Genomic DNA, 13,756 nt, shown 5'->3' with positions numbered 1-13,756 from the left:
AACCGCCATACTGGCGGTTTTTTTATATTCTTCCCATTGATAAAATATATTATAATTTCAACATATGAAAAATTCATAATAGTAACAGCATTGAATTCGTATCTCTCCAGCTTCTTTTGCCTGCCTCTCTACCAATCACGCACCTATATACTCAAATAAGTATAAAAGTGAGAAAAATTCCTTTTGTGCAAAGTGGGAAATGGTGGTTTATAATGATATATACAGGGAAAGTGAAAGAATGGTTCAGAGGGAGGAGGCGGCAGAATGGCGTTTATGATCGCTCAAAGGGCGTTTATTAAGGTTTATCTTATTACTATGGTTGAACAGCAGCGGGGATACGGGTATCAGATGCTGGAGGAAATGCGGCAGGAATTTAAGAAGTATGGTTATTCTCCGCCGCAGAGTGAAATCTATCGGGCACTTCATGAACTTGTACAAGAAGGTATTTTATATCGGACAAAACAATTAAAGGGCAATGATCCTAAAGTCGATTTTCAGGAAATCGTACTATATCATTTTACGGACGATGGTAAGGAAAAAGCGAAGTTATATAAGAAACAAGTCAAAACGGATCTTGATCGCTGTTTAGGCATCCTTAATAAAGCGGTAATAGATAATTATTGAGGTGATCATAAGGAGGAATTGCTTCATGGGTAACAAATTGCGCTTTGGTATTATGAGTACCGCGAAAATCGCAAGAAATTCTATGATCCCAGGCATTTTAAATTCCGAACGATGTGAGGTAACTGCCATTGCAAGCCGAAATATGGAGAAGGCTGCACAAGTAGCCGAGCAGTTTAATATTAAGGCTCACTATGGATCCTATGAAGCATTGCTCGAAGATCCAGAGGTCGATGCCATCTATATACCACTGCCTAATCATCTTCATAAGTTGTGGAGTATTAAGGCGATCAGAGCAGGGAAGCATGTGTTATGCGAGAAGCCTGCTGCTCTGAATGAAATCGATGTTCGTCAAATGGTTGATGCGGCACGGGAGCATAAGGTCATATTTGCAGAAGCCTTTATGTACCGCTATCATCCGAAGCATGCCCGGGTACGGGAGATTATCGAATGCGGGGAAATCGGGGAGATCCGCAGTATTCATGGAAGCTTCACTTATAATAATGCTAAAGACAAAGGGAATGTCCGTTACAGCAGGGAGATGGGCGGAGGCTCCATTTATGATGTAGGCTGTTATCCAATCTCGGCAGCCCGTATGATTTACCGTCAAGAGCCGCGCGCCATCACAGCTTATGCTTCTTATTCGGACGAGCATGACGGTGTAGATATGATGGCACATGGTCTGCTTGAGTTTGATAAGGGTTTAGCCATGACATTCGAATGCGGAATGTGGACATACGCGAGATGCAGTCTGGAGATCTCGGGCAGTGAAGGTAGAATCGAGCTGCCGATCGCTTTCGGATGGGAGCGTATGGAGGATGAGGCTCAGGCTCAGATTTTGATTCATACGGCAAAGGGTACACGGGAAGAACGGCTTGGTGCACACAACCATTTCTCGCTTCAAGCGGATGCCATGGCTTCAGCTGTTTTGGACGGTGTCCCCCTGCCGTTTAGTCCGGAAGATGCTATTTTAAACATGCGAGCGATTGATGCCTGTATGGAGTCGATACGAACATCATCCCGGATCATTATTGAACCAATTGATATGTAATCTGGTTTCTATATTAAACCGCCATGATTTGGCGGTTTATTTTTTTTTGCCTATTGCATTGCCATGAAAATCCATTATAATAATTTTAACGATAAAATTAATTTAACGATAAAATTAATTATTAAGGAGATGTAATATGGAAACAGTATTGGTTAGGGAGAAGCAAGGATTCCTAGAATTAATCAAAATACATGCTTATATGAAGTATATGCTTGCCCAAATGATATCCAGGTTTGGAGATTCTGTAGACTCGATCGCATACAGTTGGATGGTGTACACATTAACAGGATCAGAACTGTTGATGGGTTCTATATTTGCCTTTAATTACTTGCCAGGGTTGATATTCAGCCTCTTCACAGGTGTGTTTGTAGATCGCTGGTCTAAAAAGGCTGTTCTCATTATCACTTACTCCGGACGTGGTATCTTTGTAACTATTACTGCAATTTTGTTCGCAGTGGATCATCTCCAGGTATGGCATTTATTTATGTTTACATTTATGAATTCCCTGCTGGAGTGCTTTTCTCGTCCTGCCGAAATGTCACTTGTCCCGCACCTGCTTCCGAAAGAAAAGCTTCTCGCGGGCAATTCCTTCTCAACCTCGGTAAGCAGAACGGCTGAGCTGATCGGTATTACAACAGCCGGTGCATTAATTGCCTTGATAGGGCTTGCAGGTACGATCGCCATTGATGCAGTAACTTTCCTCCTTTCAGCAGTGATTATTGCCTTTATTCCAAATCCGGAGCATGATGATAAGCTTGATTCCGCAGCCCAACAGTCATCCGGTTCCGATAACACCTCGAAAAGTGTTATTGGAGAAATGAAGGAAGCGCTGGCCTTTTTACGTAAGCATTCACTTTTAATGACCACAGCATTATTAGCGGCTTATATTAATTTTTGCCTTACGCCCCTGAATGTGCTTCAACCAATTTATGTGCGGGAGACCTTGGGAAGTGGTGCCGGCGGAATGAGCGCGCTTGGCTCAGGAATGCTGATCGGCATGATTGCAGGCGGAATATGGATGGGAAATTACGGCGGAAAATATAAGAAAAGCTCACTGATTATAACGGGGTCACTTCTTCTTGGTTTAGGTTATATGCTTATGAGTGTGCCGTCCATAATGCCGTTATTTCGTATGGAAGCGGCAACGGTATGTATGTTTATAACAGGGTTTGCTGTTATTCTAACAAGCACACCGTTTTCAACCTATCTCATGGAAGCAACCCCTAAGAACATGCTGGGCCGTATTGGTGCGCTTATTGCTGTGATGTGCACGGGTGCTATGCCTTTGGGAAGCTTCTTGAGCGGATTAGCTGCGAAGTACAGCTCACCGCCAATGCTTTTTATGATCATGGGCTTGCTTGTGATGGTTCCCGTTGTGCTGCTCTTTGGAAAAAAGAACTTCCGTTCCATCTAATAGATCTTTGAATTTTGAGTCCTTCCGGCCTATAATTAATTCATATGGATTGAATCGCGGAAATTGAGGTGCTCGGATATGGAAACGAAAGTACTGACTACACTAGAAGAAATAAAAATTTTTTCTGATCCTTATCGGTTGCAAATTTTGAATGTTTTTAATAAATTGGATCGGCCGGCAACGGTGAAGGAAGTCTCCGATGAGATGGGTGAAGTTCCTGCCAAAGTTCACTATCATGTGAAGAAGTTAGAGAAGATCGGTTTATTGAGTATGGTATCAACCAAAGAGATTAATGGTATTATTGCCAAATATTACGAGCCTTTCTCGGGAGAAATACAAATTAAACGTCAAGATGAGCAGAACGAGCCTTCGGCAAATGAAATGATGCGCTCTGAAACGTTTAAGCTGTTATCTGAATTATATGAACAGAATAAGGAACGATTTTTCAGGCAAGTCAGCAATTCCGAGAAACCACACGCTAGAATAACGAGTAGTCCACTGTATATGACAAATGAGGAAGCTCAAGCTTTTTTTAAGGAAGTTACAAATATGAGCAAAAAATATGAAACTAAGAAGAAGGGCGAAGAGTATCACAGGTATGAATTTTTCGCGACCATTATTCGTAATGATATGGAATAAAAAAAGAGCAGGCACCAGAAATGGCTCTGGCCTGCTCTTTTCGTTTCCTAGAACTCGATTCAAATGTCCTTCTTGTAATCATCCTTACCCGGTTCAATGGACATTGCTGGTGATGTTGCTGTGCCATAATCCTCAACGGCATCCCATGCACCCGCATCATCAAATCGGCCATCAGCCTTTTGGCGGTTCACTCCTGCGCCAGAAGGAGGAGGGGTAATGACATCCTCTTCTACAGGGCGGTAATCCGAGATACTTTGATCTGATGCATGATCGATACAGTATGAGGTGAAAGGCAGAGCCTCTAATCTTTCATAAGGGATCTCTTTTCCGCATTCTTCACAAGTCCCGTAGGTGCCATTTTTTATCCTTTCCAGCGCGTTGTCAATTTGCTCAAGCTCTGTGTTCAAGGTTTCATCGATTGCCTGGTCACGCCCGCGTTCATATGTTTCGGTCCCAACGTCTGCAGGGTGATTATCCGCCGAGCTAAGCTCGCCGGTTGAGTCGCGCAGTGAATCTTCGGCTTGATACGCGTTTTCTTTATCATTTTGTTCAAAATGCTTTAAGAGCTGTTCTTTTTCGTCAGTCAAGCTATGCTTCAGCTTATTCAGCTGTTTATCACTTAAATGCTTCATATGAATAACGCTCCCTTCAAAGCCTGAGATTAATAATATATTCTTTAAATTCCTTACCCCAAACACGGGGCGAGCAATCAAATTCAATATTGTATCCTGTACATACGATTTTGGAACTTCCTCCAAAAAAACAACAGATGGTTTTAATCAGCACATTGGATATGATATAAAAAAGTAAGGCGCAGGATTACGAAACGGGGGACTGCACTAATATTTGGAGGTATACGACTATGGATGAACATATGAAACGCCGATTGGATAAACAAAAGAAACTTTTCAAGCAGCTTGGCATTCAACTGGACGCTCTGTCTATCCATGAAAAAGAATTTCCAACAAAGCTGCGAGGTTACGACGCGGAGGAAGTGGATAGATATCTGGATGATGTCATAAGAGATTACGAACGCTTTTATGCAACCATCTCCGATCTCATGGATAAGTGGCAGGAACAACAAATTATGATTCGTGATTTAAAAGCGGGTGTACGGCCTGAGCCGGAACAACCAACGATAAATACCGCCGCTGTTCATGAAATCGTTGTAAGGCTGGAGACAGACCTTGCTTTACTGAAGAAAAGAATTCGTCCGGAACAGAATTTTTTCATCGATTAAATAATTGAATGAGCATTATATAAGAGCAGAAGCTGCTTACATAAAAACCACGATTCATCCTTACGGAGAATCGTGGTTTTGTTTTATGGATAGGCTGGATTGCAGTAACGGCGGTGCAGGTGAGGAACTACGCTTAAAATTGGCATTGGATAATGTTTTGGATGAAAGGACATTTGTGCTGAATACGGGTTGGACTGGAACGGGTGCAGCCTCGTCATGCAGCAGTTCTTCTTGAATTACTCTATTCCATGCATCTAACGCAGTGATCAGGTGGGGAGCATCTTTGTTATAGATGGAGAGCAGACGGGATTGGCTCTTTAGCGCTACGAACTGATGCAGCCAACCGGCAGGAATAAAGGCGGCACACCCTGGAGTAAGGAAATACGGGCTGTGCTGAGAAGATAAGGGTTGATTTATGCTTAAGGAAAACTCTCCATTAAGGATATAACAGAGCTCATCTGCATCGGTATGTGAATGCGGGGGGATGGTCTGACCGCACTGAAGCGTGTACTCTGTCATGGACATGGAGTTTAACAAAGGAATCATATCGGAGGTTAGATCAGAGCGCAATCCTGATTCAAAGCTTTGTGCATGTTTTTGTAAGTTCCATACCAAGGTGCTCGAATGCTCCTTGTTTGGATGAAGGGACGAATACAGCATTTCGGAAAACCGCCTTTCAGATACAGTCGAGATAGATTGTCTTATTATATGCGGAAGTGATGGTAATCTTCTTCATTTGCTGCAGTTCATAACGATTTTAGTTATGGTATGTCTATTAAGTCCCGAATCGGCAGGAGAGGGTCTGCGACAAAAGTCACGAAGAGTGATCATGATCACATTTTTCCTTGTAAAGTATTTTTATAACAATTACTATGAGAATAAGGAAAAATTTGATAGTACCAAGGAGGTTGGCAATTTGTCGAACAACATACGAATAAAGATTCGCACTAAGATTATGTTGGGGTATGTCCTTGTATTATTATGTCTTGGCGTGTTTTTATTTGTAGTTTCCGGACGTCTGTCTTCTCTCCAGCAAGAGTCTGATTTTATTGAAAAACATGATATCGAGGTCCATAATCTTACAAATGAAATCGAGAAAAATATGCTTGAGCTAGAAACAGGTCAACGGGGTTATGTCATTACCGGGGACCCTGTGTATCTGGAACCATACGAACAGGCTTTATCTTCATGGGAAATGAATTATAACAGGTTATACCAATTAATTCTTGGAAATGAAACGCAATTAAATAATCTTGAAAACATAAAGAGCAATATTAACAAATGGATTGAGGTTGCGGGTAAGCCTGCCGTTCGGCTAAAGCAAGTAGGGCAGGACGAGGAAGCACTACAGTTTTTCATTAATGATCCGGGCCAGCAAGCCATCCAATTGGTTCACAAGCAATTCACTTCATTTCGAAGCACAGAGAGAGAACTGACTTCTAATCGTATCAATCAAATAAAGAAGAGTAACCAGAACCTGATGATTACGATGTATTCGCTATGGGCCGCAATGGCGTCAGCTACAATTCTGGCTGCGTTGTTTGTTTCGAGGAGCATTGTTAAACCCATTCGTATAGTAACGGAGATGATCTCTGATATCGCTGATGGTGTAGCTGATGGAGGCAACCTTTCATCACGAATTAAAGTGAATACACGGGATGAGGTGTTTGATCTTGCGGAGACAACAAACAAGCTGTTATGTAATGTCAGCCGTCAGTCTTGGATTAAGGATCAAATAACGGTGATGTCTGCACTACTTCAAAGTGCTGATAAGATGGACACGCTTTCCCGATTTTTCATACATAAGGCAGCGGGCGTACTTGGTGTGCCATATGCGGCGCTGTTTATTAATCAGAATGATACCGAGCTGGTAAAAGCTGCTGCCTTTGCTGATCCCATTGGAGAGCCTTGGGATAAAGTACGGGACCGCTTCTCACCTGGTGAGGGTCTTGTAGGCCAGTGTATGATTGAGCAGCGATTAATCCAGTTTAATGATATACCACCCAATTATGTACGAATTGAATCGGGTTTGAGAGATGCTGAACCAACCAGTCTGGTGGTAGCTCCCGCTATGTTTGAAGGAAAGGTGCTTGCAGTTGTAGAGCTGGGTATGTTCAAGCCCTTGGCTGCAGAGCAAATACAGCTGCTGGAGCAATTTCTTCAATTGTTGGGGGTAACCTTGAATTCTATGTTTTACAAGATGGAAATTCAGCATTTGTACCAGGAATCGCAAGCATTAAATGAGGAACTTCAGGTTCAGTCTGAAGAACTGCAGACACAGACTGAAGAGCTCCAAGCCCAGACCGAAGAACTTCAATTGCATGCCGAAGAATCACGACAGCTGAATAAAAGGCTGAAGGCTAAGAAAATTGCTGCCGAGGTTGCGGCTAAAGAATTGGAAAGGTATGCAGAACAGGTAGAACAGAGTTCGAAGTATAAATCGCAGTTTTTGGCCAATATGTCGCATGAACTGCGGACGCCACTTAACAGTATGCTTATTCTTTCCCAGATTTTAGCGGAAAATAAACAAGGGAACTTGTCTGAGGAGGAAGAAAATTACGCTTCAGTCATCCATAAATCCGGCACCGAACTGCTGAATTTAATTAATGATATTTTAGATCTGTCTAAGGTGGAAGCCGGGAAACTGCAGGTTGATATGGATCTGGTCAATTTAACGGAATTGCCTGAAGTAATGAAAGGATATTTCGGAAAATCTGCGGAGAATAAACAATTAAGCTTTGAAATTGAAGTTAATCCAGAAGTCCCTGATACAATCCATAGTGATGGGATGCGTCTTCATCAAATCCTGCGTAATTTACTGTCCAATGCTATTAAATTTACGGACAAGGGAAAAGTCAGACTTGTCATTGATAAAGTGAATTATGTCAGGGAAGATGATTTTACATCTGATGAAGAAATGATAACGTTTACCGTTGAAGATACAGGCATTGGAATACCGGAAGCTCATTTCAAACGGATTTTTGAAGCATTTCAACAGGGGGATGGCGCTACTACTGCACGTAAATTTGGCGGTACAGGGCTTGGGTTGTCCATCTCTTTACAGCTTGCTCATTTATTAGGGGGGCATATTTCTGTCAAGAGTACGGAAGGGGAAGGAAGCCGGTTCACACTTTATATCCCTTCTTCCTCAAACTGTTCTGCATCGTCTGAGAATTTATTTATCATTCCGGAAGTAGCAGCTACCATGGAGAAAACTCCCCGCTGGAATATTAATTCCCTCCTGGAAGACGATTTTCAGGAGTGGGATCAATCCCTCCAATTGGAGGGCCGTTCGATCTTAATCGTAGATGACGATATACGTAATGTGTACGGATTTACGAATGCATTTGAGAAATTGAAGATGAAAGTTTTGACGGCTCAAAATGGCTATGAGTGCCTGGAGGTTCTCCAAGCCGAGCAGACCGTTGATGTCGTGCTGCTTGATATCATGATGCCCGAAATGGATGGATATGAAGCGTTAAAGAGAATTCGGGAAAATCCTGATTATGAATCGCTGCCCGTTATTGTCTTATCGGCAAAGGCGATGAAGGAAGACAAGGATAAATGCCTTGCAGCCGGAGCGAATGGCTATATGTCTAAACCGGTGCAATTATCTGATGTGATTGCAGCAATCCGGGTATCACTTATGAATGTGGTATCCTAATGTAACAATTTACCAGTCCTTGGTTTTCTGGATAAATCTGAAAAATGGACTCCATGAGACCAGGGGTTAACATACTGGCGCAAGTTGACGGTAATTTTGATATGTTTTATGATAATTAATATCCAACCACATTTAAGTGGCGTGTTACCGTTTTCGGGCATGAGCCAAGAGAAGCCTTTTTAACAAAAAGGTGTTTTCTTGGCTTTTTTATTATTTTGTGAATCCTTCAGCCAAAATCGGTTTATGCTTATAGAAAGGGGGATGTGCATGAGCGGGACGGAAACGTTTAAAGTCATCCGAGTAATTGGTAACAACGTGGTCATGGTTCAAAGAGGAATAAGTGAACTGGAGTATGTAATACTTGGAAAAGGCATTGGTTTCGGTACAAAGCCAGGAGGAGCGATTATTTCGGATGATCCCCGCATCGAGAAGCTGTTTAAACTGGAGGATCGAGAACAATGGAGCCAGTATCATCATCTGTTAGAGGATTTTGATCCGAAGGTACTGGAAATTACAGATGAGATTTTGAACAGCATTACCCAAGAGTTCCAGGGAAGATTAAATGAAAAGGTTTATCTTGCCTTGCCAAGCCACATTCAGTTTACGATTTACCGAATCCGGAAGGGCATGGATATTATCAATCCGTTTTTAGAGGAAACAAAGATCAGTTTTCCAAAGGAATATGAAATTGCCTTGCGAGCTGCTGAAATGATTGGCCGAGCCTTTAATATAGAAGTCCCGGAGGATGAAGTAGGCTTTCTAACATATCATGTATATTCTGCTGTAAGCCATGTTCCCGTTGGACAGCTTGTCAAAGCGTCAAATTTGGTAGGCCATCTTGTTAGCATCATTGAGCGTGAACGAGGTATGGAATTTAAGAATGGAAGTATGGAACATGTCCGTCTGCTGATGCACTTACGCTTCTCCGTAGACAGAATTCTTAATCAACCTGTTAAAGTAGATAATCCGTTTGCGGAGGAAATTAGAACCAAATTTACTGAGGAATATGGTTTGGCTAAACGTCTTGCTGAAACAATGGAAACAGATCTTGGACAACCAGTACCCGAGGCTGAAATTTGCTTTCTCGCCATGCATCTATATCGCTTGTTCAGAAGACGTTTAACACAATAGATAATTGAGGGAGGAAACAACTATGTTTGAACGCTGGAAGAAGAAAGTTCCAACTAAAGTTGAGGTTAAAGCTCCATTGACAGGTACAGCTGTGCCCCTGTCTCAAGTACCAGATGAGGCTTTTGCTGCAGGACATATGGGGAAAGGTATTGCAATTGAGCCAACGGAAGGCCGCCTTGTTGCACCTTTTGAAGGTACAGTTGCCCATGTAATCAAAACCAAGCATGCTGTAATGCTTGAAGAAAAATCTACAGGGCTGCAATATTTGTTCCATATCGGAATCAATACAGTTGGTCTGAAAGGAGAAGGCTTTACCAGCCATGTGAATGTTGGGGACTCCGTAAAAGCTGGTCAGGTCCTGATCGAGTTTGATATGGAGGCGATTAAGGCGGCAGGTTATCCAATCGTGACTCCAGTCATTGTTACTAATGCTGATGAGATAGCATCTGAAGTGGAAGGACATATCGGATCTGTGACTGCAGGCTCGGATACTATACTTACTATCACTCTAAATTCCTAATTTGGTTGTATTTGTTATTGACATTCTTTTTGACCTGAATTAATATATCATCATCAAATGAATACGTTTAAGGCGTGTTACCATGAATTTGGGCATGAGCCAAGTTGAAAGAGACTACAGATATATAGTCATCCTTCTGCTTGGCTTTTTTTGTGGGTTCAAAACGGTAATGGCTTCCAAATCATTTGATCCGCCTTATAACGTTAATTACATAATGTTCGAGGAGGGGAATCGATACTGTTCTTTTTTTAGGCAATAAGATTTATAAGGGGTAAGTAAGAAAATGGTTGCTAATGCGATGCATTATGTAAACGTTTTCAGCGCAATGTTAAAATATTGATATTGAAAGGATGATTGACATGCTGGCAAAATTACAAAAACTCGGTAAGTCTCTCATGCTGCCAGTCGCAACACTTCCGGCTGCAGGGATTCTTCAAGGTTTAGGCTTGATCGACTATCAGAACGACATACCGTTAGGCGCAGTAGGTGCTTTCCTGAATCAGTATGTAACACCTTTTATGACTTCAGGAGCGCTTGCGATTCTTGATAACTTGGCTTTGATCTTCGCAATCGGGGTTGCGATTGGTTTCGCAGGAGATGCCGTTGCGGCGTTATCCGCGCTCATTTCATATCAGGTGTTGATTAACGTTTTGGCTAAGATTCCTGGCCAAATGCCGTTTATTGCTGACGACGTTAATCTGAATATGGGAGTACTAGGCGGTATCTTTGTAGGTATCTGGTCTGCATACTTATATAACAAATTCCATGATATTAAGATGCCGGATTGGCTTGGATTCTTTGCAGGCAAACGCTTTGTTCCGATCATAACAGCTTTCTCAACCATGGTTCTAACTGTATTGATCGGTATGATCTGGTACCCAATTCAAAATGTGATTGCAGACTTTGGTAACTGGGTTGTAAGTCTGGGCGGTATCGGGGCATTCCTGTTCGGTACAGCAAACCGTCTCTTGATTCCACTCGGATTGCACCATGTACTTAACTCGATTGCTTGGTTCCAAATTGGTACTTTTACAAACGCCGCTGGCGATGTTGTTCAAGGGGACTTGCACAGATTCTTCGCTGGTGATCCAACCGCAGGGATGTTTATGTCCGGATTCTTCCCGATTATGATGTTCGCGATGCCAGCTGCTGCGCTTGCATTTATTCATACAGCGAAGCCTTCCAAACGAAAAATAGTTGGTTCATTGGTTATTGGTTCTGCCATTGCATCGTTCCTGACAGGTATTACAGAGCCGCTTGAGTTTACATTTATGTTCTTGGCTCCGGTATTGTATGTTGTGCATGCCATTCTGACAGGTCTCTCCGGATTGATCATGTATGTTCTCGATGTGCATTTAGGATTTGCCTTCTCGGCAGGCCTGATTGACTATCTGGTGAACCTGAAGCTGTCAACCAACGCATGGCTGCTTCTTCCGGTAGGTCTTGCTTTCGGAGTTGTATACTACTTCCTGTTCCGTATCATCATCGTGAAGATGAATCTGAAGACACCAGGTCGTGAAGATGATGAAGATGATGTTGTAGATGATGCAACTGTAGGCAACTCCAGCGCCGTAGAATCTAACGGTGGGTCCAAAGCCGCAGCATCAGGCGATTCCAGAGCTGCTAAAGTGCTTGCAAGCATTGGTGGTCCTGAGAATATTACCAGCATTGATGCTTGTATTACTCGCTTGCGCCTCGTTGTTAAAGATGACAAGGCTGTTAAAGATTCAGAGTTAAAAAAACTAGGAGCTTCTGGCGTTATGCGTCTCGGCCAAGGTGCAGTGCAAGTTGTATTTGGACCAAAGGCAGAGTCCATTAAAGATGAAATCAAGAAAATGCTGTAATTAAAGAGCAGCATATCGGATAAAAGTATAATCATGAGCACCCTTTGGAAATTGTCATTTTGAGTTTATTTGATGACAACCAAGGGGTGTTTTTTATAATGGTGATAACCCTTGTTTCCTTAACACCAGAATAAGGGCCTACAGGATATCTTTCGTGACCGAAGGAGTAGAGTATACACCTGAACCTCAGCACATACTGATAAAATATCAGATTGTATGAGGAGGGATCGTGATTAAACGAACAGATTCACAACACACGGCAGACAAGTCCGAAGGAACGTTAGCGTGGTGGCAGCTTTCCCTTCTTGGGGTAGCATCAACTATAGGTACTGGATATTTTCTTGGCTCAGGCCTTGGTATTAAACTTGGAGGTCCAGCAATATTAATTGCTTTTATATTAGCTGCACTGGGTACATTTATTGTGTTTGATGTGCTCGCACGTATGACGGCTGAAGACCCTCAGGAAGGTTCATTCCGTTCATATGCCAAGAAGGCTCATGGACGATGGGCAGGATTCTCGACGGGCTGGATGTACTGGTGCTCAGAAGTGCTGATTATGGGTAGCCAGATGACCGCGCTTTCCATCTTCTCAAGGTTCTGGTTTCCGGCGATCCCCATGTGGGTATTCGCTGCAGCTTATGCTGTTCTGGGACTTATTGTGATATGGATCGGTAATAAGGGATTTGACCGTCTGGAAAATATTCTTGCTATTATTAAAATTGCGGCAATTGTCATGTTCCTTGTTATCGCTTTTATTGCCCTTATGGGATGGCTAAAGGGCGGAACGAAGCCGCAGGTTCCAGGTTTATCGACCTCATTTTTCCCAACAGGTGGATTAGGGCTGTGGTCCTCGTTCATTTTTGCCTTTTATGCTTTTGGAGGAATTGAAGTGATGGGAGTTATGGCAATCAGGCTTAAGGATCCTAAAGAAGCACCCAAAGCCGGCCGAGTAATGATTATCGTTTTGGCTGTTGTTTATGTTCTATCTTTAGGCCTTGCTCTTACGATGCTGCCGTGGAATCAGTTTTCAACCACGAAAAGTCCTTTCATCGTAGCGCTCGGCGCATATGATCTGCCTTTTGTCCCCCATGTATTTAATGCTGTGCTTATCATTGCCGGATTTTCAACCATGGCTGCATCTCTTTATGCGGTAACAACAATGCTTGTTACTTTGTCAGAGGATCACGACGCGCCAAAATTATTCTCTAGAAAGAAGCTAAAGCGTGGGATTCCGGTTTATGCTCTTGGTTTAACGGCCATGGGGCTCATCGTTTCAATTGTATTGTCTTTGCTAATGCCCGGGAAGATTTATGAATATATTACAACTGCCGCTGGGTTAATGCTTCTATATAACTGGTTCTTTATTCTGATCTCTGCCGGGCGGAATCTGAAGCTAAACGGCTGGGGCCAAATCAAGCGATTTACAGGGATGTGCTTGATTCTTCTGGCCGTAATCGGTACGCTGTTTCATAAAACGAGTCGGCCTGGCTTTTGGATTAGCCTCGGTTTTATTGCCGTTATTGCGTCAATTTCGATTATCATGCAGTTTAAATGGAGTAAAGAGGAGAAAAAAGAGACGGCAGGTAAAACCAAGAAGCGGGCTAAACTGCAGGCAAAACCTATTCGATAGCA

The 13,756-nt window shown here is 42.7% G+C and carries 12 protein-coding genes; 10 read left to right on the top strand and 2 right to left on the bottom strand.

Annotated features, from left to right (window positions below):
* Positions 1 to 264 precede the first annotated feature (264 nt).
* The 4 genes from BN1234_RS19385 to BN1234_RS19370 all read left to right on the top strand — a co-directional run bounded on the left by BN1234_RS19385 (position 265) and on the right by BN1234_RS19370 (position 3,725).
* Entirely contained in the window at positions 265 to 624 is a 360-nt protein-coding gene (locus BN1234_RS19385; RefSeq protein ID WP_054958279.1) for a replication termination protein, read from the top strand.
* 25 nt (positions 625 to 649) lie between these two features.
* Positions 650 to 1,672, top strand: coding sequence for a Gfo/Idh/MocA family protein (locus tag BN1234_RS19380; protein ID WP_054958278.1), 1,023 nt, complete (start codon positions 650 to 652; stop codon positions 1,670 to 1,672).
* 136 nt (positions 1,673 to 1,808) lie between these two features.
* Positions 1,809 to 3,086, top strand: a complete 1,278-nt coding sequence (locus BN1234_RS19375; RefSeq protein ID WP_054958277.1) for an MFS transporter — start codon at positions 1,809 to 1,811, stop codon at positions 3,084 to 3,086.
* A 78-nt stretch (positions 3,087 to 3,164) separates the two neighbouring features.
* Entirely contained in the window at positions 3,165 to 3,725 is a 561-nt protein-coding gene (locus tag BN1234_RS19370) for a winged helix-turn-helix domain-containing protein (protein WP_054958276.1), read from the top strand.
* A gap of 59 nt (positions 3,726 to 3,784) precedes the next feature.
* Here BN1234_RS19370 and BN1234_RS19365 read toward each other — a convergent pair whose 3' ends face one another.
* Positions 3,785 to 4,357, bottom strand: a complete 573-nt coding sequence (locus BN1234_RS19365) for a TraR/DksA C4-type zinc finger protein (protein ID WP_054958285.1) — start codon at positions 4,355 to 4,357, stop codon at positions 3,785 to 3,787.
* Positions 4,358 to 4,587: 230 nt separating this feature from the next.
* On the opposite strand from BN1234_RS19365, the gene BN1234_RS19360 reads away from it, so the two are divergent.
* Positions 4,588 to 4,965 (top strand): DivIVA domain-containing protein, encoded by a 378-nt coding sequence (locus BN1234_RS19360; protein WP_054958275.1) that lies wholly within the window; start codon positions 4,588 to 4,590, stop codon positions 4,963 to 4,965.
* A gap of 60 nt (positions 4,966 to 5,025) precedes the next feature.
* Here the strand turns inward: BN1234_RS19360 and BN1234_RS19355 are convergent, their stop codons facing one another.
* Positions 5,026 to 5,625, bottom strand: a complete 600-nt coding sequence (locus BN1234_RS19355) for a cupin domain-containing protein (protein ID WP_054958274.1) — start codon at positions 5,623 to 5,625, stop codon at positions 5,026 to 5,028.
* Between the two features lie 256 nt (positions 5,626 to 5,881).
* Here BN1234_RS19355 and BN1234_RS19350 point away from each other — a divergent pair, with 256 nt between their 5' ends.
* The 5 genes from BN1234_RS19350 to BN1234_RS19330 all read left to right on the top strand — a co-directional run bounded on the left by BN1234_RS19350 (position 5,882) and on the right by BN1234_RS19330 (position 13,754).
* The gene (locus tag BN1234_RS19350) at positions 5,882 to 8,629 is read left to right on the top strand and encodes an ATP-binding protein (protein WP_054958284.1); all 2,748 of its coding nucleotides are present in this window, start codon (positions 5,882 to 5,884) and stop codon (positions 8,627 to 8,629) included.
* 267 nt (positions 8,630 to 8,896) lie between these two features.
* Positions 8,897 to 9,760, top strand: coding sequence for a PRD domain-containing protein (locus tag BN1234_RS19345; protein ID WP_054958273.1), 864 nt, complete (start codon positions 8,897 to 8,899; stop codon positions 9,758 to 9,760).
* Positions 9,761 to 9,782: 22 nt separating this feature from the next.
* Positions 9,783 to 10,280 (top strand): PTS sugar transporter subunit IIA, encoded by a 498-nt coding sequence (locus BN1234_RS19340; RefSeq protein ID WP_054958272.1) that lies wholly within the window; start codon positions 9,783 to 9,785, stop codon positions 10,278 to 10,280.
* Between the two features lie 359 nt (positions 10,281 to 10,639).
* Positions 10,640 to 12,124: an N-acetylglucosamine-specific PTS transporter subunit IIBC gene (gene nagE, locus BN1234_RS19335; RefSeq protein ID WP_054958271.1), complete on the top strand. Its 1,485-nt coding sequence runs from the start codon at positions 10,640 to 10,642 to the stop codon at positions 12,122 to 12,124.
* A gap of 229 nt (positions 12,125 to 12,353) precedes the next feature.
* Positions 12,354 to 13,754, top strand: a complete 1,401-nt coding sequence (locus tag BN1234_RS19330; RefSeq protein ID WP_245640227.1) for an amino acid permease — start codon at positions 12,354 to 12,356, stop codon at positions 13,752 to 13,754.
* Positions 13,755 to 13,756: the final 2 nt, after the last annotated feature.

It is taken from the genome of Paenibacillus dakarensis, assembly GCF_001373415.1.
In the GTDB taxonomy this organism is placed as follows: domain Bacteria; phylum Bacillota; class Bacilli; order Paenibacillales; family Paenibacillaceae; genus Paenibacillus_AQ; species Paenibacillus_AQ dakarensis.
This window is presented reverse-complemented; position numbering and strand designations above follow the sequence as displayed.